Source organism: Clostridium sp., from assembly GCF_050717635.1.
Lineage (GTDB): Bacteria > Bacillota > Clostridia > Clostridiales > Clostridiaceae > Clostridium_AD.
Genome location: NZ_JBOITO010000040.1, coordinates 58057 through 83589 on the forward strand (window position 1 = coordinate 58057; position 25533 = coordinate 83589).

Here is a 25533-nt window from a genome sequence, read left to right on the forward strand (position 1 = left end):
TCGCATTTTTTTACGATTATTCATCTATCGTAGTTTTAAGATGATGAACAATAAAATAATGATGTTCACTAATTAAATTTAAGTTTATATTTTAGAATATGAAATCTATTAATTTTACACTCTGAGGAGAAAACATAAATAAAGCAAATAAAATAAATATAATACTTATAATAAAAGTAATTTTATTTGCTTTGTTCTTCTTATAGTCTGATATAGCCTTTATTAAAAAAATAATTCCTATAAATACTACCTAGTTATATACACTATATTTCTTAGTATATTATTATAATTTTAAATTCTCCTTGACCAAATGTTAAAAAATCTGATTCACTACTAATTGTATTAACATACTCTAAAATTTTATTTAGCTTATTTTTACATACATGTAAAAATAAATACCCCAAGGGTACTTTTGAAGGCGGAACGACTGAAATTGATACAAATTAATTAAAAAATTTACGCCTCCCCATAGTATTTTGCAAAATAGAAAAATCCTCTTTTCTTAACTATATAACTTTGCTCTGAAGTGCCTGTGGCTTCATGATAAGGAGGTATACCTAATTCATAACAATGAGCATTTTTAGTTTTAAGAAATTCACTATCTACCCTATTATGTAATTCATCATCATTTATTGCTGTTATAAACGCTATAATAGGATGACCACTAATAAATAAGTGAGTTCTTAATGCTCCGTGTGGTGTAACACATGAAGCATTAAAAATAACAATTATACATATAATAACACCTGCTAATTTCAGTTTTTTTATTTTTTCTAATTTTTTAATCATGTCTGATTTTTTCAAATTTACTCCCCCTAAAAATAGAAATGTAACTTATTATAGTTGCATCATATATGAAGATTGTGAAGGAAATTATTGTTTGAACCAATCTTCCATAATTGATACTTTCTTTTCTGTAGCGTCAAGTTCAATCTCACACCCAATTGGTAGAGTAAGCATTGGAAATGTATGACAGCAATCAAAATCTGCAATGAATGGTAGCTTCTTATCCCCTAATACTTCTAATAGTATTTCATAGGGTTTTCTGCCTGTCTTTAAGTCATCAAATAATTCATGTTTACCTAAGATTATTCCTGAAATCCTATCTAAAACTCCATTTACTTTTAATAAAGAAAAACTTCTTTCTACTGTTGCACAATCAATTAAAGAATCCTCTATAAAAAGTATATCTCCATCCTTTATTTCAGGCATATATTTGCTACCCCATATTCCTCCAATTGTATTCAAGTTTCCACCTATTACTCTACCTCGGGCAACACCCCCATAGACTGTAATCCATTGATTTACACTTTTTTCTTTGCTTATATCTTGTGTTTCCCAATTAATGTACTCATCTGTCCAATATTCAGGAGTTTGGAAGAGATAAGGAAATTTAATTTTATCCATAGTTATTTCTTTGAAATATTCGTAAGTAGAATCAACAAATGGTGGCAATTCTCCAAATGAAGCCACTAATGCAGGTCCATAATAGGTATTTATTCCAGTTTGGGTGTATATAGCAAGTAAAATTGCAGTAACATCAGAATAACCTATTATTATTTTTGGATTTCTTTTAAAAGCCTCATAATCTATATATGGGAGAATAGAATTTGAGTTCATTCCTCCAATTGTAGACATAATGCACTTTACTTCTGGATTTCTAATTAACTCATTTAATTCTTCAACTCTTTCTTTAATGCTACCTGACCTATAGAAATCGTATTTTCCTGTAAGATTTCCTTCTATAATCTTAAAGCCCTTATCTTGTAAATATTTTTTTGCCCGTTCAAATCTTTTCGGGCATGAGTGTGTTATCGGTGATGATGGTGAAAAAATACCAATCGAATCACCAGCCTTTAATTTAACTATATTGTTCATTGTCAATCCCCCTCAACCATAATATCTTTTAGTTCACCATATTCTACAATGTTGCATACATCGTATTTATTGAATTTGCACAGCATATAAGAAAAATATGTATTTATATTACTTTCTTCATTATAATAAATTCAAATTCTCCACCATTTGTTTTTTGCATGTATTTATCTATATATTGAAACCCTAACTTCTCATATGCTTTTATTGCTCGTTTATTAAAAGAAGCAACAGCTAACATAATACATTTCTGTTTATAATTAAACTTTTCCACTCCAAAGTTAATACCTGCAATCACAAATTCAGATCCAATTCTTCTTCCTGTAAACGCAGGTTTGCTCCCCAAACCTATGTTCATAATTCCACATTCAAAGAATAATGAACCCCCTATTCAAATTAAATAATCTTAATAATACTCTACAATTATCCTTAAATCGTAGTTTTGCGATAGATAAACAATATTATTGTTCCATTATAATCCCCCTTTGACTGTTTTAATTAACGATTATTACAAGTATTAATTATCATTATATATTAACTGAAAATATATTACCAATATTTTCAATTGTAACATTATAAAAGTATCCTTTTCACTGTTATTTAATTGTACTATAACCCATTTACTTAATATAAAAAGAGAGTGCAAAAATCATAGCGATTTTGCACTCAAAAGTTATTTTATTTACCTTTTCGTCCTCTAAAGTAAATCTGTTAAAGTTATCTTACTTTATTCTCTACTATAAGAACGCCCCTACATGCCGAACCTTCACGATGTTATTTTAAATCTAATTTTCCGATATCTTTTCTGTATTGCATTCCTTCAAACACTATTTTCTCCATATCCCCATAAGCCATTTCCCTTGCCTTCTCTAGTGTTTCACCAAACCCTGTTACTCCTAAAACTCTTCCACCAGCAGTTCTCATAACACCATCTGTATCACTAGCCCCTGCAACATATAACTTACCCTCTAGTTTACTTAGTTCACTTATTTCAAGTCCTTTACTATAATTGCCTGGATATCCCTTTGATGCAGCAATAACGCAACAAGAATGTCCATCCTTCCACTGTAAGTCAAAATCCGTAAGTTTTCCATCTAAAGCACTAATTAAAAGTTCAGTAAAATCACTCTTCATAAGTGGCAGCACAGCTTGAGTCTCAGGATCTCCAAATCTTACATTGTACTCAAGCAGATATATGCCTTTATGTGTTATCATTATGCCAAAGAATATTATACCCGTATAGTCCATTTCTTCCTCTTGAATCCCCTTAAGAGTCGGCCTTAGTATATTGTTTTGGAACTCGTCTAATACACTTTTATTACAATATGGATTTGGTGCTATAACCCCCATGCCTCCTGTATTAGGCCCTTTATCTCCGTCGAATATCTGTTTATGATCTTTTGAAGATATAAAAGGAGTTATTATTTTACCGTCAGTAATAGACAGTATAGATGCTTCTATGCCCACCAAAAACTCTTCAATTACAATTTTCTTTCCGCTACCCTTAAATATATCTAAAATCATAAAATCATTTATGCTCTTTTGTGCCTCTGCGTAATCATTACAAATGACTACACCTTTCCCTGCTGCCAAACCATCTGCTTTAATCACTACAGGGTATTCACAATTTTTTAAATACTCGGTAGCATCATTATCATTTTCAAAAACCGCGTAAGCTGCTGTTTTTATATCATATTTTTTCATGAATTCTTTAGAATAAGCTTTACTCCCCTCAAGCATGGCTGCCTTTTGGCTGGGTCCTAATATCTTAAGCCCATTCTCTTTAAATTTATCAACTATTCCTTGTACAAGCCATTCTTCTGATCCAACTATGGTAATATCTATTTTGTTTTTAACAGCAAATTCTAAAAGCTCATCCATTTTTGTAATATTGACATTCTCACATTTATTTTCTCTACTTGTACCACCGTTACCAGGAGCACAATATATCTTTTCTACCTTTGAATTCTCTGCAACCTTCGACACTAGTGCATGTTCTCTTCCACCAGAACCAATAATTAATACCTTCATACAAACCCCTCCTATTATATTTATTAAGCTCATGATGGGGATAACTAGGTTATTCCATCATGAGCTTTATGCTTTACATTCTTAATGTTTAAAATGTCTTGTACCCGTAAACACCATGGAAATTCCATTTTTATCGCAAGCCTCTATGGACTGTGCATCTTTAATAGAACCACCCGGTTGAATAATGGCTTTTATGCTATATTTTGCAGCTAGTTCTACCACGTCTCCAAATGGAAAAAACGCATCTGACGCAAGTATCGTAGCATCTCCTGCTCTCTCTAAAGCTTGCTCAGCTGCCCATATTCTATTTACCTGTCCTGCGCCAATACCCTTAGTCATACCGTCTTTCACAACAACAATAGCATTTGATTTAACATATTTAACTACTTTCATAGCAAATATTAAATCTTTCATTTGGTCATCTGTTGGACTATTTTTAGTAACTACTTTTATATCCTCGATTAATTTATCATCAGAACTTTGTACGAGTATTCCTCCATCAACTTTAACCATCTGAGTTTTATCAATTGCTTTACTCGAACATAATATAATTCTTAAATTCTTCTTACCTTTTAATATTTCTAAAGCCTCATCGTCAAACTCTGGTGCAATAACCACCTCTAAAAATATCTTTATAAGTTCTTTAGCAGTTTCACTGTCTACTTTTTTATTAAAAGCAACAATGCCACCAAATATAGACATAGGATCACACTCGTATGCATTCTTGTATGTCTCAAGTACGCTTTTTCCTGTGGCAACACCACAAGGTGTATTATGCTTTAATGCGCAACAAGCTGTTTCATCAAATTCACATACCATCTTCCAGGCAATATCCATATCCTTTAAATTATTATAAGATAATTCCTTACCATGTAACTGCTCCATATCCTTCATTGCTCCACTTTCTGCTGTGCTGACGTAATAAGCTGCGCTTTGGTGAGGATTTTCGCCATATCTTAAATCCATTTGTTTTTTATAGGAAACAGCAAGATATTCAGGATATAAATCCTCCCCTAATAAGAAATTACTTATAGCTGCATCGTAAGCTGAAATTAAATTAAATACTTTTCCTGCTAGATGTTTTCTAGTTTCAAAAGGAACTTCCGCTTTGTCATCCATTATACTTATAATGTTTTTATAATCTTTTATATCACTAAGCACAATAACATCCTTGAAGTTTTTAGCTGCCGCTCTTAGCATAGTTGGTCCACCAATATCAATAAATTCAACTTTTTCTTCAAAACTTATATTTTCTGTTACTTTATCAAAGAAGGGATAAAGATTTACTACTACCATATCGATAGGTTTTATTCCTTTAGCCTTAATAGTTGCCATATGCTCTTTATTATCTCTTATAGCTAAAATCCCGCTGTGAATTGTTGGATGTAGTGTTTTAACTCTTCCATCTAATATCTCATCAAAGCCAGTTACATCAGATATCTCCAAAACTTTTATGCCATTTTCACTTAAATACTTAAAAGTTCCACCTGTAGATATAATTTCTACACCGTTATTTTGAAGTGATGTTGCAAGTTCTAAAATATTTGTTTTATCGAAAACACTTATAAGTGCTGTTTTAACCATTTTTATTCCACCTTCCCAACTTTTCTTCCCTGTATTTTCATTGTTCCCTCACTTATGTATTTAATAGCTTCAGAAAGTGCTATATGTTCCTCTTTTAAAACTCTTAACTGTAAATCTTTAGCTGTATCTTCACTATAAACCTCTACAACCTTTTGAATTATAATAGCACCTGAATCTGTGCATTTATCTACAAAATGCACAGTGCACCCGGAAACTTTAACTCCATATTCTATTGCACACTCATGAACTTTAATACCATACATACCCGGTCCACAAAAGGCTGGTATAAGGGAGGGATGAACATTTATAATTTTATTTTCAAAAACTTCTATTAAATTTCCCTGAAGTATAGATAAAAATCCTGCCAGTACGATTAAATCTATTTTCCCTTGCACTATATCTAATATTTTATCAGAAAGCTTAGCGCCATATTCTTTTTTATCTACTACATATGTTTTTATATTTTTGGACTTTGCTCTTTCTAAGCCATATACATCCTTCTTATCACTAATCACTGCCTCAATAGAGCAATTTAGGTATCCGCTATCTATATTATCCATTATAGCTTGAAGATTGCTTCCACTGCCTGACACTAATACGGCTATTTTAAGCAAACTCCCGCACCTCCAGATTCAATATGACCGATTTTATATGCTCTATCACCTAAATCCGAAATGGTCTTTATAACCTTTAAAGTATCCTTATCTTCAACACATAATACATAGCCTATACCCATATTATATGTGTTATACATATGTTCCTCTGTAACTCCTTGGGACATAAGGTATTTAAAAATATCTGGAGTATTAAAACTATTTTTATCTATAACTGCTGTAAATTTTTCATGGAACATTCTTGGTATATTTTCATAAAAACCACCACCAGTTATATGAGCCATACCTTTTATATCAAATTTTTCCAAAAGATTTAGTACAGTTTTAGTATAAATTTTTGTTGGCGTCAAAAGTATATTTCCAATCTTTTGTCCATTAAAATCAATGTCTAAATCTGGTATTAATTTTCTAACTAGTGAAAACCCATTACTATGAAGTCCTGAAGACTCGATTCCTATAAGTGAATAACCATCTTTAATACCTGAACCATCAATAATTTTGTGTTTATCCACTATACCAACAGTAAACCCTGCCATATCATATTCGCCATCTCTATAGAATCCTGGCATTTCTGCAGTTTCACCGCCTATAAGTGCACAATTAGATTGAATACACCCATCGGACACACCCTTTACTAGTTGTGCTGCCGTCTGCGCATGTAATTTACCACAAGCTATATAATCTAAAAAGAAAAGTGGCTTAGCACCATTACAAAGCACATCATTTACACACATAGCAACACAATCAATACCCACTGTATCATATTTGTTCATTCTAAATGCAATATCAAGTTTTGTACCAACTCCATCAGTACCAGAAACTAAAACGGGATTTTTATAACCCTCACCTATTTCAAACATACCAGCAAAACTTCCTAAATGATTTAAGACACCTTCCGTAAATGTTTTGGCTGCATATTCTTTTATTAAACTTACTGACTTATACCCTTCTTCAATATTAACGCCTGCATCTTTATAAGTTATCATAAATATACCCTACCTTTCTAATCTATCTTTGTCATTTTCAAAGGGAGCCGATACTGGATATGTACCCTTAAAGCAACCTAAGCAAAAGTTGGTACGACCCAAAGATTTTAACAATCCCTCAATACTTAAGTATCCCAAACTATCTGCACCTATCTGTTGTCTTATTTCCGAAACTTCTATATTAGCCCCAATTAGATCTTTTCTATAAGGGGTATCAATTCCAAAATAACATGGATATTTTACTACTGGTGAACAAACTCTAAAATGAACTTCTGTTGCCCCAGCTTTTTTTAATATTTCAACTAATCTTTTACTTGTAGTTCCACGAACTATTGAATCATCTATAAGAATAACTCTTTTACCTTCTACATTTATTTTTAAGGCATTTAGTTTTACAGATACTGCCCTTTCACGAGTTTCTTGAGTTGGACTTATAAATGTTCTACCTACATATCTATTTTTTATAAGACCCATTCCAAAAGGTATTCCAGAGGCTTTAGAATATCCTATAGCAGCTGCCATACCAGAATCGGGAACCCCTATAACCATATCAGCGTCGATTGGTGATTCTTCGAATAACTGTTCTCCAGCTCTAACTCTTGAAGCATACACATTAATCCCATCAATTGTACTGTCAGGTCTTGCAAAATATATATATTCAAATGCACAAGTTGATATTTTAGCTTTTTCCGCAAAATTAATAGAGGTAAGTCCATTCTCATCTATTATGACTATCTCTCCTGGCTCTACGTCTCTTAAAAACTCTGCACCTACTGCATCTAGTGCACAACTTTCTGATGCAATAACATAACTATTTCCTATTGTACCAATACAAAGAGGTCGTATTCCGTTTTGATCTCTAACCCCAATTAATTTATCCTTTGTAAGCATGACTATTGCATAGGACCCTTTAACAGCCTGTATAGCATCAACTACAGCCTTTTCAACCCCTTTTTTAGCGCCTCTAGCTATTAGGTTTAATATAACTTCTGAATCTATTGATGTTTGAAATATATGGCCACAGTCTTCTAGTAATTCTCTTATGACCTCTGCATTTACTAAATTTCCATTATGAGCTATAGCTATATCTCCTAGTTTAAATTTAGTTAGAAGTGGTTGTGCATTTTTCACTTCACTACTACCTGTTGTAGAATATCTTACATGACCAATTGCAGCATAACCCTTCATCGCTTTAAGATTCTGCTCATTAAAAACATCACATACAAGACCCATTTGCTTTTCACAGGTAAGGTTAACACCATCAGAACATACTATTCCTGCACTTTCTTCTCCTCTATGTTGCAATGCATAAAGTCCATAATAAGTTAAAGTTGATACATCTAAATCTTTTTCAGTTGAAAAAATTCCAAACACACCGCATTCATCTTTAAATTTATCTTCGTATTTATAATCACAACTATCATATAACTTCTCTTCATAATTCTTAGATATTTCCTTCAATTCTTTACTTAGCTTCAAGCAAATCCCTCCTTGATGTGATTCTTTCATTTAACACATGAATGTTATTTATTTATTCTACTCAATATTTCCTCGTAAGCTTCTGTTACATTCCCTAAATCTCTTCTGAATCTATCTTTGTCCAGTTTTTCACCTGTTTTAACATCCCAAAATCTACAAGTATCAGGTGAGATTTCATCTGCTAAAATAATTTCTCCATTGAATCTTCCAAATTCTAATTTAAAATCTATTAAATTAATATCTTTTTCAAGGAAAACACCTCTTAAAATATCATTTATTTTTGAAGCTGAATTATATATTGCTTTTAATTCTTCTGGTGTAGCAAGTCCCATAGCTACTGCATGTGAATCATTTATAAGAGGATCACCTAAATCATCATTTTTATAGCTTAATTCAAACACTGTTGTTTTTAGCTCTGTACCTTCTGCTATTCCATATCTTTTTGCCATACTACCAGCTGCAACATTTCTCACAATTACTTCTAGAGGCACTATCTCAACCTTTTTACAAAGTTGTTCTCTGTCACTTAGTTTTTTAATAAAATGGGTTTTTATACCTTTTTTCTCTAATAGTTGAAACAAACTAGTAGTTATACTGTTATTTAAAATTCCCTTATTCTCAATTTGAGCCTTTTTAATACCATTAAAAGCTGTTGCATCATCTTTAAAATATACTCTAACCTCATCTTCCTTATCTGTGCTGTACATTATTTTAGCCTTTCCCTCATATAAAAGTACTGAATCTCCCATTAATAACCACTCCTTAATATTTAATTTTTAATCTTAAAATTCAACGCCTTGTTCATTATCTGCTATAAATTTTTCTTTCATGTCTTTTCTATATTTCATTAGTTTATTTTTAAGTTCTAAATCCTTAAGAGCTAAAATTTGAACTGCTAGCATTCCAGCATTATAACTGTTATTTATCCCCACCGTAGCAACTGGAATAGCTTTTGGCATCTGCACAATTGATAGTAGTGAGTCCATACCCTGCAGTGCAGCATTAATTGGCACTCCAATCACTGGCATCACTGTATGAGATGCAATTACACCTGGAAGATGTGCTGCAAGCCCTGCCCCCGCTATGATGCATTCTACCCCGTTATTTTCCATTTCTACTATTACTTCCATTAATTTTTCTGGGACTCTATGAGCTGATAAAATATGTACTTCATAATCTACGCCAAATTCCTTTAACGCCACTGCTGCATTTTTCATTATGTCACTATCTGATTTACTTCCAAAAATAATTCCAACCGTCATTTTCCTACCTCCAATATAAATTATTCACCTTTTATAATTACTAATAAAAAAAGGATTATACCATAAGAAAATATATTCTAATGGTATAATCCTGAATTAAAGGGAATAGAAAATAGCCCTTAGTATAAGGTCAATTCAAGATTCACCAATAGTGAGAAGTTTAAGGCCTCTCGTAGAAACTTCTAAACCATATCTTTAGAAATATATAGATGAACTAATTATTGTTTTGTATTGTGAACTATTTTTATATTAACATCTATTATTTACTAAGTCAATGCATTATACATAATATAATTATTATTGTTCGTATTTATGCATATATATTAACAATTTAACACTTTAACAATAATTAAAGTTCGTGTTATTGATTGTTATTTAAAGTAATTCACTCCTGCTTCAAATATTTTCTGGTCCTTTTCACCAATAATGTTCTTTAGTGTATTTGTAGTAACTCTTTCAGAATGACCCATTTTGCCAAACACTCTTCCGTCCATACTAGTTATCCCCTCAATAGCATACATAGAACCATTAGGATTAAAGTTTATATCATAACTTGGAATACCGTTAAAATCTACGTACTGTGTAGCTACTTGACCACTTTCAAATAATTTTTTAATTAGTGCATCATCTGCTACAAACCTTCCTTCACCATGTGATATGGGTATGGAATGAATGTCACCAACTTTTAAATTACTTAACCAAGGAGACATATTTGAAACTACTTTAGTTTGAACAATACGAGACATATGTTTTCCAATTTCATTATATGTTAAGGTTGGGCTTTTTTCTGTTATGCCAGTTATCTTTCCATATGGAAGTAATCCAAGTTTGATTAGTGCTTGAAATCCATTGCATATCCCCAGAATAAGTCCATCCCTATTTTCTAATAACTCACTTATGCACTCCCTTATTATAGGGTTTCTAAAAAATGTAGCAATAAATTTACCAGATCCATCCGGTTCATCTCCTGCACTAAATCCACCTGGTAGCATAACAATTTGAGCTTTCTTTATTTTTTCCGCAATAATTTTTATAGATTCTTCAATTTGTCTCGGTGATAAATTATTTACTACCATAATCTCCACTTCAGCCCCAGCTTTTTCAAAAGCTCTCATAGAATCATACTCACAATTAGTACCTGGGAACACAGGGATTATAACTTTAGGCTTTGGAATTTTAATACTAGCCAGAGTTTTTATTTTTGAGTTTCCAAGAGCTCCATAGGTTTTGCCTGTGCTAATATTTTCTACTCCACTATTTACTTTTGTGTTAAACACACTTTCTAGCGGTGCTTCCCATTTACTTATAGCTTCTTCTAGACTAATAGTTTCACCTAACACATTAATAAATGGTTCAGCTTTGGTATTTCCTAGTATCACAATATTTGCGCACTGCAAAATTAACTCCGAATTCAAATTCTTATCTATTTCCATTACTATACTTCCATAATCCTCTTTAAATATGCTACTGGCGTCTATATCATGGGCAAATGTAAATCCTATGTTATTACCAAAACACATTTTTGATATAGCCTCGCAAAGACCACCCATTCCTACTGCATAGGAAGATAAAACACTACCACTATCTATTAATTTCTTTACTAATTTATAGTTTTCGCGAAGTCTTTTAAAATCAGGTAATCCATCTTCACCTCTAGTTGCATAAATTAAAACCACCTGACTATCACATTTTTTAAACTCAGGAGATATTATAACATCCGTATTTACAACGTCCACCGCAAAGGATACCAAGGTTGGTGGTACATTAATATCATTAAAGGTACCCGACATGCTATCTTTTCCACCAATAGCAGCTATACTAAACTCCTTTTGTACATGAAATGCTCCAAGGAGCGCTGAAAATGGTTTGCCCCATTTATAAGGTTCGTTTGACAATTTTTCAAAATACTCTTGGAAGGTAAGTTTAATGTTTTCATAATCTCCACCACAAGCTACTATCTTTGTTACAGAATCTAGCACTGCATAAGCAGCTCCATGGAAAGGACTCCATTTAGATAATTTAGGATTATATCCATAGGACATTATTGTACCTGTATTTGTATTTCCTTTAAGTACAGGTAGCTTTGATACCATAGCCTGAATTGGTGTTTTCTGAAACTTTCCACCAAAAGGCATTAATACTGTTCCTGCCCCTATAGTGCTATCAAAACATTGAGATAATCCCTTTTGACTACAAATATTCAAATTCGATAATGTGGAATTCCACGCTTCTTTTATTGATTCCCTACTACTTGGTAATTTATCTTTTGAAAAATAGTATTCACTTTCACTTGGTGCTGATACTTTTACATTAGTAACTTGTTTAACCCCATTAGTATCTAGAAAAGTTCTACTTATATCAACAATAGTATTTCCCTTCCATGTCATTTTAAGCCTATTATCATCAGTTATCCTACCTACAAGTGTTGCCTCTAGATTCTCTTCTTCTGATAGGTTTATGAACGTCTGTGCATCATCTAACCTTACAACAACAGCCATACGTTCTTGGGATTCGGATATAGCAAGCTCTGTACCATCTAGTCCATCATATTTCTTAGGCACTGCATCTAAATTAATTACAAGTGCATCTGCTAGTTCCCCTATAGCTACGGATACTCCACCTGCTCCAAAATCATTACATCTTTTTATAAGTGTAGTTGCCACAGGATTTCTAAACAGTCTTTGAATTTTTCTCTCTGTAGGTGCATTTCCCTTTTGAACTTCTGCTCCTGAAGTTAGAATCGAGCTCTCGCTATGCTTTTTGGAGGAGCCAGTAGCGCCACCACATCCATCTCTACCTGTTTTACCACCAAGAAGTATAACTACGTCTCCAGGCATTGGCTGCTCTCGGACCACATTCTTATATGGCGCTGCTCCAATAACTGCACCTATTTCCATTCTTTTAGCCACAAAATCTTTATCGTAAACCTCAGAAACAAGTCCTGTTGCAACTCCTATTTGATTTCCATAAGAGCTATATCCATGTGCTGCGTCAAGGGTTATTCTTCTTTGAGGAAGTTTACCCTTTAAGGTATCTGAAATTTTTCCTGTAGGGTTAGCGCATCCGGTAACTCTCATTGCTTGATAAACATAGCTTCTACCTGATAATGGGTCTCTTATTGCTCCACCAAGGCAAGTAGCAGCGCCACCAAAAGGTTCTATTTCAGTAGGATGATTATGAGTTTCATTTTTAAACATTACCAGCCACTTTTCCATTTCTCCATCAATATTTGCTTCTACAATTATACTACAAGCATTTATTTCGTCTGAAACATCAAGATCTTTTAATTTGCCTTTTTTCCTCAAGTCCTTCATACCAATGATGGCCATATCCATAAGTGTAACATCTCTGCTCTTAGGGCCATAAACAAACTCTCTAGTGTCTAAATATTCTGCATAAGCTGCCATAATTGGTTTAGAATATTTACCCTCGTCAATATGTACATCTTGAATTACAGTATTAAACGTTGTATGTCTACAATGATCTGACCAATAGGTATCTATAACTTTTATCTCAGTTATAGTCGGGTTCCTCTTTTCAGTTTCATTAAAATAATCTCTACAGAATTTAAGGTCATAAAAACTCATTGCGAGACCATTATCTTTTAAAAATTCTCTTAAATTCTCATCATTCATATGGGTAAAAGCTTCAACTATACTAACTTTATCTGGCTCAATAAAATTCTGTTCTAAATCTGTTGGTTTTTCCATCACTGCTTGTCTAGAGTCTACTGCATTTATACAATATTCTTTAATTGTGCTTAGTTCACTTTCGGTAATCTTACCCTTTAGTATTATAACTTTTGCAGTTTTAACTATTGGTTTATCTTTTTGAGTTAAAATTTGTATACACTCCGCAGCTGAATCTGCCCTTTGGTCATATTGCCCGGGCAAGAATTCAATAGCAAATACTAAATCTTTTCCTTCCATCACTAACTCTTCATCATAAACCACATCTACTGTAGGTTCTGAAAATATAGTATTCCTTGATTCAAAGTACTGCTCCTCTGATATTCCAGTAATATCATATCTATTAACTATCCGAATATCTTCTAAGCTTATCACCCCTAAATTCTCTTTTATATCTTTCATCATTTTTTTGTTTTCAACATTATAGTTCGCTTTTTTTTCTACATACAACCTATATATTTTATTTTTCATTGTCATTACCTCCAAAAACTAAAATTTATACGAATGTTATTTGTTTAATCTATTTTATAATTCGTTATAATGTGATTATAGTATACTTTATGCAATAATTAAAGTCTATTTCATAATAAATATATTTTTTTCTTACTTTAGTATAATTCCACATTACCTACGTTTTAATCTTTTTTAGATATAAATAAAAAAACAGAATGGCATAAATAAATGCCATCCTGTTTTTATATTACATTTTAAATACTAGTTTTTCTTTTCAAAATCATCTTCATAATTTCTCAGTGTTTTTCTAACTAGTGCTCCAAGCCCTAATAATGCAAGTAAATTTGGTATAACCATGAGTCCATTAAACGTATCTGCTAGTTCCCAAACTAATTCAACTTTTAGTGCAGAGCCTAATATTATAAATATAAGTACTAAAAATCTATATATATTTAATGCTTTTTTACCAAATAAGTATTTAACATTGGCTTCTCCAAAAAAATACCAAGCTATTATTGTAGAAAATGCAAAGAAGAACAACGCTATAGCTATAAATGGACCTCCAAAACTTCCCATACCACTTATGAAAGCCTTTTGTGTTAGTGCTATACCAGTAGTTGTTCCATCTAACGCTCCTGTAGTTAATATAACAAGTGCAGTTAATGTTAATATTATGAAGGTATCAATGAAAACACATACTATTGCAACAAGGCCTTGCTCTGCTGGGTGCTTAACTTTAGCAACTGCGTGAGCATGTGGTGTTGAACCCATACCAGCTTCATTAGAAAATAATCCTCTTGCAATACCATATCTCATAGCTTCTTTTACGGAAACTCCAATTAAACCACCTGTAGCAGCTCTAGGATTAAAAGCGCCTACGAATATCATTTTAAATGCTGGTACTACATCAACGTAATTCCCTATTATAATTACCAAACTACCTATTATATAAAACACAGCCATAACAGGTACTACTTTTTCAGTGAAGGCTGCAATTCTACCAACTCCACCAATAAAAATCATTCCAGCTAATGCTGCAACAATTATTCCAACAATTAAACGAATATTAGTATTTGAACTTATAGCTGCCCCTATGGAATTAGCTTGCACCATGTTACCTATAAATCCTAAAGCAATTATTATAGTTACTGAAAAAAATGCTGCTAGCTTTTTACTTCCAAGACCTTTACTGATATAGTATGCAGGTCCTCCTGTTACTTCTCCATCAATAGTTTGTTTAAATTTTTGACCAAGCACTGCTTCTGCAAAAATAGTTGCCATTCCAAAGAAAGCACTTATCCACATCCAAAATATAGCCCCTGGCCCTCCTGATGCTATGGCAGTTGCAGCTCCTGCTAAATTTCCTGTTCCTACTTGAGCCGCTATTGAAGTGGTTAAAGCTTGGAAGGATGACATTCCATCTTTTCCTGCTTTATGTCCAAATTTAACTCCGCTAAAAGTTTTTTTAAATGCAGCTTTAAATTTTCTAATCTGAATAAATTTTAGAGTTATTGTAAAGTATATCCCTGTACCACATAACAGAAATATTAATAAATACCCCCACAAATAATGATTAATTACTTTAATAATTGATAAAAAGTCCATAAATACTCTCCCATCTAGGTATTTAACTCCAATTACAGATACTTTACTTTGCAAAGTTAAACCCATTTTCATTTGTTACTTGTTAATATTTTATCATTATATCATAATTTTCGTATTTGTCAGAATCTTTTTAATTTTTTATTGTATGCCTAAATTCAAAAGCACTATTTTAAACGCTTAAATTTTAATATTTCTTTAGAGTTAGTAGATATAATCGAAAGATTATTTTTATCTGCAAATTCTATTGTTAAAATCTCAGCATTAGACTCATCTCCAACTTCTTTTATAATTATAGTATTTTTACTTTCAGATTTTTTTTCTACCATATAGTTAATTGTATCAAAATCTTCATTTCCGGCGTTTATAAGAAGCTTTCCATCCTTTTTAAATTCTAAAGTAACAGTTTGTTCGTTAACAACACTACTCCACTTACCAATAATGTTTTTTTCAGGTGAACTATTTTTAAAAAACAAAAAAGTTGTTCCCAAAAGAATACAAATAATTATTATTCCATATTTAATTTTTTTTGTTTTAAAATTAAAAGTATTTTTACTTTTTAGACTTTCAACAGTATTTTCAATATCTGTTTTAGTACTAATTTCACTATCTGTTTCATCACTGGATATTACTTTTCCTCCGCATTCATAACAATAAACATCGTTATATAATAATTGAGCCCCACATTTACTACAGTACATATAAAAAAACCCCTTCCCCTGTAACTCATGTTAAAATACATTCATAATAATACAATAACACATTTAAAAGGAAACTATTACATTATTTATATCAAACTTTGAATTATTTTTAAAATAGAAGTTAAATGAGACAATAAAAAAACACCATGCGTTAACATAGTGTTTCCCATAGTGTGACTAAGTCTATAAGCCGAGTTCTGTATTCAATCTTTTCATCATTTATATGGATTTTCTTATATTTTCTTATATCTGCTAGTATTGATTTTACTGTGTTTGATATTTTTTCTATATTAAATTATATTTATTTCTGTTTAATAATATTTTATAGAGCGGTGGCAAATCGGTGGCAAACGATAAATTTGCCACCGCTTAATTTGGTTTATACTCTATGGTTTATACTCTATGGTTTACACCTCCAGTTCAACCCGCGACCTTCAGATTCGAAAGAAATGATTTTTACTAAGTTTATATAACCTCCAAATTCTTATAAATAGTCATTTTACATTTTAACTAAGTTTAGGTAATACCTGTTTTTTTATTTGGAATTAATTTATTACCTCACTTTTAATTTCTACTCTGCTTATATTCAAGTTCGTATTACGTAAAGCTAAAGTTCGTATAGAATTTAAGTAAGTTAGTAATATAGATAAAGTTCGTTAAATAATCCTAAGATGAATTAGTATATTCTATATACATAATTCCAATTCCTAATAATTTAATCATTTCTGCTTATGGACAATAAAAAAAAATGTAGGTATAGAATAGAAATAAAGCAACCACCAAGTAGGTATATTAATTGATATACCTACTTGGTGGGTTGCTAATTATTCACCAGAAGTAATAAGAGTCATAATTTTTTCTATCGTATGGCAAACATCAATAAAGTCTATATCTTTGGCATAGTCAAAATCTTTTTGGTATGATCTCCAGTGATTGTTCATCACAGTGCTTTTCATGATGGCACCTAAAATTTCTTCATATCGAGGTATAATATGTCCAGTTTTTCTTTTTTCGGCAGTGCTATAAAATGCGTTTCTTAGAGTGTCTATATCGATATTCTGACACTGCAAATTATTCAAAATAAAGACATCATAGAAATCTCTCGGGCGTGTGTTTTGATCACCACGTGAAATAATAGTTTCAAGCTTTTCAGCCAATATCGATTCAAGATTATAAGCTAAAACCATGATTTTCCTCTGCTCGAAGAGCAGGCTGAATTCATATGCAATTTCTCTTGGTGTGATTTTATCACCCGTTGTGATATCAATTTTAAGTGGTACTGCCATAGGTGGATAGATTGCTTCAAAAGAGACTCGCATACCGTTATACTCATCATTTTCCCTAATAGCGTCGGCACGTTTTAATTTAAATGTAATACCATCATCTATTTGAACTTCACATATTTCAGTGAATTTTTACAAGGGCCTTTAGTTGTGTAGCATTTTTCATAATAGTACCTCCAAGTAAGGACGCAACCGTTTTTCTACTTTAAATAATTTTGCATATTCAGACAGTAGAGGAATATCCTTTTTTGTTTGCTGCGTATATTGTATTATTGCTTGTGTTAACACCTGTAGATCTGTATTACTCCTTTTTTGGAGAAGATCACAAAGAGTACGTTCTTTATTATATACTCTGACCTCTAAACCACAGGGGGTAGTCATTGTGGTAATGCCAACCTCATATCTATCTTTTATTGAATAATAAGTGATTACATTTTCATTCTTTGCAGAAGTTGTATTGTAACCAGCAGGAAAAGTCATTTTATATCTTATGGGTGTGCGATCGGTTAAATCATGCAGGAACAAGGCTGTTTCATGAGAGAAAACTCCTTTTTTAAATCGGTTCTGTAAATTAAACATTTCATCATCAAACACGCTTGGTGAGACATAGACACCGCGGGCAGATTGTTCTAATAAACCACTGTCTACAAGTAATTTAAGGTAAACACGTGGGATATGCTCATTGGTAACTTGTAAAGAAGTAATATAACCGTTGTTTTCACTTGTCATTGCCAAAATTCTTTTAGTATAATCCATTATCGACACCTCCTAGGTTTAGAATGAATTTTAAAAACTATCATTTCTATTATTTACTTATATACTTAATAGTATACAGTTATTAAGCATAAAAGTAAATAACATTTAACTTTCATGCTTAATAACTAAACAGAATTAAGCATAAAATAAAAGTATACAAAACGACTATATTTGAATCAGCGGCAATGGACATGATATATTAAGACTATCTAGACAAGCAATCTGTCATCGAAGCTACAGCTAAAAGAACTAAAATAATAAATTCTAAAGAGTTGGAAAAATTATTAGAATTCTGTAAGAAACGATCTAAAAAATATAAAGCAAAAGTATTATTCTGTGAAATAGAAGCTTAACCCTAGAAGCTGTTTGATGAACAATAATAGCCTATTGTTAAATAAACTATAAGTGCTTACTTTAAAAACACAAATGACTTGAAACCAAAATTTCACGGGCATTTGTTGTATACCTATGTTATGTTATATCACTTTTGTAACCATATATATTTAATCTTTAAGAATCTAAAACTTCACTGAAATATTTTTTTCTCGAAATAAAATAGAATATAGTCTGAAGCAAAAGATAAAGTAATGCAACTATCATTGAATCAACTAATAGTCTTTTGTATAATGCAAAATTCACAAATAGTACTGCAATATATCCAATGCCTAACATGCTCCCCAGTATAACAGGTAGAAAGAAAATTGGTTTTAACTCCTTTGATATTACCTTTTTCATCTCATATTCTGTAATTCCTATTTTAAAAAGTTTTTTATATCTTATTTTTGTGTCATCTAAATCTGTATAAATTTTAAAATATAATACAACTCCACTTGATATGAAAAATAAACTTCCAATAAAACACATTACAAAAAGATAAAACCCATATTGTTCAAGAGCTCTGTCATACATCAAAAGTTTTGAAACTGGCTTAAGGTCCTCTTCTGAAATGCCATTTGATTTTTTTAACTTGCTCGTTAGGCTACTGAAAATGCTTTCTGTGCTTTTCCATTGCTTAAAATTAAACAGATGAAATTCACATATTTCATTATCTTTTAAAAGCTTGTTATAATCCTCATCATCAAGTATTATTCCAAATACAGTATCATATCGCGAGTTAAAATTATAATTCCCCAATGAACCATATATTTCTTGTTGAAAATCAAATTTATAGGTCTTGTTATTTTTTGCATCTTCTAGCTTTATTACTTCCTTTTCTTTATACCATGGATTTACCTCTTTACTGTGCTTTGATGTAATAGCATGACCTTTTTCTACGTCTATTTTTTCAAGTAATAATTTATTTACTTCATTTTCTGAGTATATTGTAGTTTTTCTACTAAATAGTTCATATTCTTGGATATTATTCATTTTATAAAGCTCCATTTGAATAAAATCTATAGCCTTACTTTCCTCAAGTGATGTCTTGTCATTATTTAAAATCACATTTAATTCTTCCTCAGCTAATTTATTCTCCGTTGAAGTTTCCATGTACATAATATCATAAGGATATCGATTTTCTATAAATTCATTTGTACTAATATAAGAACTAAAGGTTAATCCTATAAAGAATATTGCTGCACCACTTAATATAGATACAACATACAGTACTTTTTTATATTGATTAAACTTATGATTTATCTCTGTTATACTAATAATATTTTTATAATATCCACTCTTTCTCCTTCTTGAAAAATGAATAATCATACTTCCAAACTGTGATATGCAAAGATATAATCCTACAAGGCACATGATTATAAATACAGTTATGGTAGAAAACTGATTCTTAAATATAACCCCTGTAATTGTTAGATACATTAATATAAAAGAAGCTACTAATGAAGCCATTCCTAATAATCCTATAATTGGATGGTTTAATTTATTTATTTCTGATTTTCTACTATTTTTTAAAAGTTCTATAATCTCTAGCTTATTTGTATAAATTTTAGTTAACAATAACACAATTATATATATTAATAAAAACACACCTATACTTAAAGCATAGCTATTATAATTTATAATATAATTAATGTCTTTCAGTTGCAATATCCTGGTAACTACCATAAAAAACAATTTTGAAAAAACAGTACCCACTATCAACCCAAATATTAAAGATAGTAAAATTATTATTCTATTTTCAACCTTTATAATTTTGTTTATATCCTTTTTTGTCATACCTAAGGTTAAAAACAATCCAAATTCCCTATTACGTGATTTCATAAAGGAAGAATGGGCATAGCTTATAAAGAAAAAGCTGAATGTAGCTATAACTATGAGTGCAACCTTCATCATATCGTAAATAGGAGTATCTATAAGTTTTTTCGTGAGTTCATTATTAAATAGTAATGTGCTGTACATAAATAAAACCATTATAGAAAAGCTACTACATAGAAAATATGCAAAATACCTTCTGAAGTTAAATTTAAAATTCTTTACCGCTACATCCTTAAATGTCATTTCTATCACCGCCCATAATGGCCTGACAGTCTAAAATTCTATCAAAAAATTCTTTTCTATCTCCTTTTCTCACAATTTCCATATTTATATTTCCATCTTTGATAAAGATAATTCTTTTACAAAAGCTTGCTGCAAAAGGATCATGAGTTACCATTAAAATAGTACTATTTCTTTCTTCATTAATTTTCTCAAGGCATTTCATAACATTATTGGATGATTTAGAATCTAAATTTCCAGTAGGCTCATCTGCAAGTATAATATCAGGATCATTTACCAGTGCTCTGCTTGCAGCTACTCTTTGCTGCTGACCCCCTGACACATTATATGGGTACTTATCACATATATCATATATTTCAAAAAAATCCATGATTTCCTTTGCCTTTAATTCCATAATATCTGCTTTCACTTTATTAAGTATCATTGGAAGCATTACATTTTCCTTTAATGTTAAACTATCCATAAGATTAAATTCTTGAAATACAAACCCTAACTTCTTTCTTCTAAAAATTGCTAACTCATCCTTACTTAAAGCTTCAATGTTTTTATCCATGATTTTAACAGTACCTGACGTAGGTTTATCTATTCCACCTAAAATATTTAAAAGAGTAGTCTTACCACTTCCTGATGGTCCCATTACCCCTACAAATTCGGCACTTTCAATTCTCATATCTACTCCATTTAAAGCATATGTAGAACTTCCATCATTTTTACCTCCATAGATTTTAATGAGCTGTTTAGTTTGTAATACTATCATCCTTCTCCCCCTATCTATTTCTTGAAGATGCTTTAAATCCTCTTTACAATATAAATTATACTTTATCTAGATAAAGTGAGAAATGCATTTTTCTTACCCTAACCTTACAGTTTTGAAAGGTATTTTATTTTAAGCAAAGTTCCGTTTCCTTCTTCTGATTCTATTAATATTTCATGTCCTAATTTTTCTGATATAACCTTACATATATATAATCCTATTCCTGTGGACTGTTTGTATTTTCTCCCGTTTTCTCCTGTAAAAAAAGCTTCAAAAACTCTATTAATATCATAGTATGGTATGCCTCCCCCGTCATCCTTTATAGTAAGAACGATATATTTATTTTGTTTTTCAATATGAAAATACACATACTTACTTCCTTCTTTGTTCTCATTACAGGTTCTACTATATTTGATAGCATTTGAAATGATTTGCCCAATCATAACCTCATTCCATTTAGTATCCGTTAAAATCTTTTCCGCGTTACACACGCATTGTACTTTTGGGAAAACATTATTATAAATAAATTGACTTTTTCTTTCATTAATCACCTTTTTTAATGAATCATATAAATTCACAGCCTCTGGCTGATAATCCATTGAAAAGTCTTCTAAACGCATCATATTAAGTATCTGATCTAAACCATTTAAAAGTTTAGTATTTTCTTCTCTTATTTCTTCAATGAGTCTTAAATCAGTTTGTTCTTTATACATAAGCTTCTGAACAATTATTTCTATGACAGACACAGGAGTTTTCATATTGTGCACCCACTGTGAAAGGAATTTATTGTTCACTTTATTTTCTTCCTTCTTTTCATTAATAATATTTATATAATTTGTATGTATTGAATTTATAACTTCACTAACTACTTTATGCTCATTAGTTTCTACAACAATATCAAAATTTACATTTTTCATTGCTCTTTTAATACTTGTATTAAATCTATAGTATCTATAAAAATCAAAGCTAATATATATTATATATACAAAAATCGAAACAAGTACAGGATATAGTAGTTCCACTTTATCATCTACATAAAGATAGAAAAACAACGTTATTAATAAAGTATTAATAAAATAAACAGCTGTAATTAGTAATTTGTCTTTAATAAAATTATCAACTATATCTTTCATGTGATACATCTATATACCTACTGCTTTAGAATCAAATATATATCCAATGCCTCTTTTAGTTTTAATAACAGTTTCTATACCAATATCCTTTAATTTATTCTTAACTCTTGTTACATTTACAGTTAATGTATTATCGTCTACAAAAATGCTGTCATCCCAGAGAATTTCTAATAGTTCTTCTCTTTTTACTATTTTATCTTTGTTTTCTATAAGCTTTTTTACAAGTTTAAGTTCGTTTTTGGTAAGTTCTAACTCTTGCTCTTTATAAATCATTTTGAAATTGCTTTCATCTAATAATAATCCATTTACATTAATGATATCATTTTTATTTTCTGCATATTCTCCTGTGGTTCTTCTAAAGCATGCCCTAATTTTAACAAGTAGCATTTGAAGGCTAAGAGGTTTTACTATATAATCATCTGCACCTAATTCAATGCCCATTATTTGTTCTGTCTCCGCTGTTCTTGCTGATATAATTATTATTGGAATTTTAGATCTTTTTCTAAAAATACGACAAAAATAAAAGCCATCATAGTAAGGCAAGTTTATATCTAAAAGAACCAAATCTGGATTTACATTATCAAATTGATTAGCTATTTCTTTATAGTCGTCTACTGTAACAACATCATAATCATATCTCTCAAGGTATTCTTTTATATGCTCCTTTAATTTTTCATCATCTTCAATAAGGAAAATCTTGTACATATTATATCTCTCCTAAGAATAATTTTAATTTTCAACCCTCAATATTTTAATATTAAGATATTTTCTTCTATTTTTTTAAGTAATAATATATAATCATTCTTTCTTAAATTATACCAACCTTGGCATATATTTTCAATAAGTGTTATACAACTTGCTATAAATTTAAAAACCTATCTTTTTTAAAAGTATGAAGATGAAAGAAAGGCGTTTATAAGTGGAAAATGTTCAACTTTATATTTATTATATTAAAGTGTTCTTTTAAAGTAAATATATTAAATGAACTGATTATAGGTATATTCACCACCAAATAATGCCACTTTGAAGGCTATTAATTCGCGTTCGTCTGCGGTATACTCTAAACTAACACTTCATTTGTTTCATTAAGAATTAAACTTGAAAATCATAAAACAAGCTACTCTACTCCTATCAAATTAAAGCATAATAAGAACCACAACAAATAATTAATTAGTTGTGGATTTTACTGGTGGAGACGAACCGATACTAATTATATCGCTGTCCATTGATAGAAAATCATTATACTATACTTAGTATAAATTTAAATATTTACAAATCACTTTCTTTATTTTTTTCAAAAACTTAATATTCTTATATTATTTTAGGCTTCAAATCAAATAAAAATCCATTAAAACGCTTTAACTATCGTTTACTGTTTAGTACTCTTTGCTCAAACTGTAACTTTGCTTTTTGTATTGCCTTATGCAATTTATCTTCAAATATTTCTTTTGAAGGCATCTGAGTCAAATATTGCGCTACATGTATACCACTATTACCTAATTCTAAAAGTTCAATAGTTTCACTAGACTTCTCAGCACATAATATTATAGCAAGAGGACTCTCTTCTCCATCCATTTTCTCATACTTATTCAACCATCTTAGATAAAGTTCAACCTGACCTTTATGTTCTGGTTTAAATTCTTCTAACTTAAGTTCAATAATAACTAGTCGTTTCATTCTTCTATGATAGAATAAAAGGTCTATATAATAATCTTTATTATCTATAGTAATTCTTTTCTGTCTACCTAAGAAAGCAAAATCAATTCCCATCTCTAATATAAATTTCTCAAGTTCTGATAATATGGCATTCTCTAAATCTTTCTCACTATATGTATCTTCAAGTCCGAGAAAATCAAGTACATATGGATCCTTGAAGAATAAGTCTGACGTCATTTTATGTTCTTCCCTAAGTAGCTTTAAATCATTTGTAATTGTAATCTCCGGTTTCTTAGATATAGCCGTTCTCTCGTACATCATAGAACTCTTTCTCTCTCTTAAAGTTCTTACACTCCATCTTTCATTACTACAAATAGTAGCATAAAATTCTCTTTTCAAATCATCTTCGATTGAAATAAGCTCAACAAAATGGGACCAAGTCAATTGTGCCGACACTGTCGTCACTATTTCACAATCCATAAATGATTCATAAAATTTAATCATTCTAAACAAATTTCTTTTGCTGTACCCTTTACCATATTGAACTGATAATTCTTTTGCTAGCTCCTCAATAAGCTTTTCACCATATCCCGCTCTTTCACCTTTGATTATGTCTTCCTTTATTGTTTTCCCTATATTCCAATATAACAAAACAATTTCAGAGTTTACAGAGTGATATACCTTTTTTTTAGTTGTTTCTATTAAATCTGAAACATTATGATAAAGTAAAGATGTTTCCTCACCATTATTTACAATCTCATTAGACATATCTTGGTCTCCTTCTTAAATTGGCATTATATATAATTTAAATGTCTCGTTTCAGAAATTCAAATCATAATTTGCACCTTTTATATTTAATTATATCACCTTATTGTATCAATTTATATTTAATTATATCACCTTATTGTATCAATTTATATTAACAATATTTATTTTTAATTTTAGTAACTGCCTTACTCGTGCTGTTTAATATTTTCTCTTTCTTAATGTGCTACAAATGAAATTTTACTGTATCATTAAGTATACCATTTAATACGATAATGCTTTCGATCCAATTCACGCCCCCCATAAAGGGAGCGACTCGACAATAACGGTGGCAATCGAGTAGGAGGCTAATCATTATTTGATTAGCCGACCTCTCACACCACCATGCATACCGTTCGGTACACGGCGGTTCCATAAGAACTAACAAGTTCTAAGATAATATTTCGTTATACTGATTAG

20 protein-coding genes and 1 riboswitch are annotated in these 25533 nt (G+C 30.8%); all 20 genes read right to left on the reverse strand.

Translation table 11 applies throughout. The features are described 5' to 3' along the window. Nucleotides 1-456: 456 nt before the first annotated feature. Entirely contained in the window at nucleotides 457-804 is a 348-nt protein-coding gene (locus tag ACREWB_RS21050) for a YjcN family protein (protein WP_431549437.1), read from the reverse strand. Between the two features lie 69 nt (nucleotides 805-873). Continuing rightward, nucleotides 874-1878, reverse strand: coding sequence for a S66 family peptidase (locus ACREWB_RS21055; RefSeq protein ID WP_431549438.1), 1005 nt, complete (start codon nucleotides 1876-1878; stop codon nucleotides 874-876). A 103-nt stretch (nucleotides 1879-1981) separates the two neighbouring features. Then, complete coding sequence (locus tag ACREWB_RS21060; protein ID WP_431549439.1) at nucleotides 1982-2233, reverse strand: GNAT family N-acetyltransferase; 252 nt, start codon at nucleotides 2231-2233, stop codon at nucleotides 1982-1984. A 416-nt stretch (nucleotides 2234-2649) separates the two neighbouring features. Next, entirely contained in the window at nucleotides 2650-3906 is a 1257-nt protein-coding gene (purD, locus tag ACREWB_RS21065) for a phosphoribosylamine--glycine ligase (RefSeq protein ID WP_431549440.1), read from the reverse strand. Nucleotides 3907-3987: 81 nt separating this feature from the next. Continuing rightward, nucleotides 3988-5490, reverse strand: coding sequence for a bifunctional phosphoribosylaminoimidazolecarboxamide formyltransferase/IMP cyclohydrolase (purH, locus tag ACREWB_RS21070; RefSeq protein WP_431549441.1), 1503 nt, complete (start codon nucleotides 5488-5490; stop codon nucleotides 3988-3990). Nucleotides 5491-5492: 2 nt separating this feature from the next. Continuing rightward, a complete protein-coding gene (gene purN, locus ACREWB_RS21075) occupies nucleotides 5493-6104 on the reverse strand; it encodes a phosphoribosylglycinamide formyltransferase (RefSeq protein WP_431549442.1) in 612 nt (203 codons plus the stop codon). Beyond that, the gene (gene purM, locus ACREWB_RS21080) at nucleotides 6092-7090 is read right to left on the reverse strand and encodes a phosphoribosylformylglycinamidine cyclo-ligase (RefSeq protein WP_431549443.1); all 999 of its coding nucleotides are present in this window, start codon (nucleotides 7088-7090) and stop codon (nucleotides 6092-6094) included. Before purM ends, purN begins: the two co-directional genes overlap by 13 nt. 9 nt (nucleotides 7091-7099) lie before the next feature. Then, nucleotides 7100-8542, reverse strand: a complete 1443-nt coding sequence (purF, locus tag ACREWB_RS21085) for an amidophosphoribosyltransferase (protein ID WP_431549456.1) — start codon at nucleotides 8540-8542, stop codon at nucleotides 7100-7102. A gap of 71 nt (nucleotides 8543-8613) precedes the next feature. Next, nucleotides 8614-9318, reverse strand: a complete 705-nt coding sequence (gene purC, locus ACREWB_RS21090; RefSeq protein WP_431549444.1) for a phosphoribosylaminoimidazolesuccinocarboxamide synthase — start codon at nucleotides 9316-9318, stop codon at nucleotides 8614-8616. Nucleotides 9319-9351: 33 nt separating this feature from the next. After that, a complete protein-coding gene (gene purE, locus ACREWB_RS21095) occupies nucleotides 9352-9831 on the reverse strand; it encodes a 5-(carboxyamino)imidazole ribonucleotide mutase (protein WP_431549445.1) in 480 nt (159 codons plus the stop codon). Between the two features lie 129 nt (nucleotides 9832-9960). After that, nucleotides 9961-10060, reverse strand: a riboswitch (purine riboswitch). A 142-nt stretch (nucleotides 10061-10202) separates the two neighbouring features. Next, nucleotides 10203-13991, reverse strand: coding sequence for a phosphoribosylformylglycinamidine synthase (locus tag ACREWB_RS21100; RefSeq protein WP_431549446.1), 3789 nt, complete (start codon nucleotides 13989-13991; stop codon nucleotides 10203-10205). Nucleotides 13992-14234: 243 nt separating this feature from the next. Further along, on the reverse strand, nucleotides 14235-15578 hold the full coding sequence (locus ACREWB_RS21105) for an alanine/glycine:cation symporter family protein (protein WP_431549457.1): 1344 nt from the start codon (nucleotides 15576-15578) through the stop codon (nucleotides 14235-14237). Between the two features lie 164 nt (nucleotides 15579-15742). Beyond that, entirely contained in the window at nucleotides 15743-16276 is a 534-nt protein-coding gene (locus ACREWB_RS21110; RefSeq protein WP_431549447.1) for a hypothetical protein, read from the reverse strand. Nucleotides 16277-17100: 824 nt separating this feature from the next. After that, entirely contained in the window at nucleotides 17101-17679 is a 579-nt protein-coding gene (locus ACREWB_RS21115) for a nucleotidyl transferase AbiEii/AbiGii toxin family protein (RefSeq protein ID WP_431549458.1), read from the reverse strand. Between the two features lie 42 nt (nucleotides 17680-17721). Next, nucleotides 17722-18315 (reverse strand): type IV toxin-antitoxin system AbiEi family antitoxin domain-containing protein, encoded by a 594-nt coding sequence (locus ACREWB_RS21120; protein ID WP_431549448.1) that lies wholly within the window; start codon nucleotides 18313-18315, stop codon nucleotides 17722-17724. A 510-nt stretch (nucleotides 18316-18825) separates the two neighbouring features. Further along, the gene (locus tag ACREWB_RS21125; protein WP_431549449.1) at nucleotides 18826-20769 is read right to left on the reverse strand and encodes an ABC transporter permease; all 1944 of its coding nucleotides are present in this window, start codon (nucleotides 20767-20769) and stop codon (nucleotides 18826-18828) included. Continuing rightward, nucleotides 20759-21523 (reverse strand): ABC transporter ATP-binding protein, encoded by a 765-nt coding sequence (locus tag ACREWB_RS21130; RefSeq protein WP_431549450.1) that lies wholly within the window; start codon nucleotides 21521-21523, stop codon nucleotides 20759-20761. Before ACREWB_RS21130 ends, ACREWB_RS21125 begins: the two co-directional genes overlap by 11 nt. Before the next feature lie 104 nt (nucleotides 21524-21627). After that, a complete protein-coding gene (locus ACREWB_RS21135; protein WP_431549451.1) occupies nucleotides 21628-22653 on the reverse strand; it encodes a sensor histidine kinase in 1026 nt (341 codons plus the stop codon). Nucleotides 22654-22662: 9 nt separating this feature from the next. Then, nucleotides 22663-23358 carry a response regulator transcription factor gene (locus ACREWB_RS21140; RefSeq protein WP_431549452.1) on the reverse strand — a complete coding sequence of 232 codons (696 nt, stop codon included), beginning with the start codon at nucleotides 23356-23358 and terminating at the stop codon, nucleotides 22663-22665. Nucleotides 23359-24015: 657 nt separating this feature from the next. After that, nucleotides 24016-25077 carry a PDDEXK nuclease domain-containing protein gene (locus ACREWB_RS21145; RefSeq protein ID WP_431549453.1) on the reverse strand — a complete coding sequence of 354 codons (1062 nt, stop codon included), beginning with the start codon at nucleotides 25075-25077 and terminating at the stop codon, nucleotides 24016-24018. Nucleotides 25078-25533 lie beyond the last annotated feature (456 nt).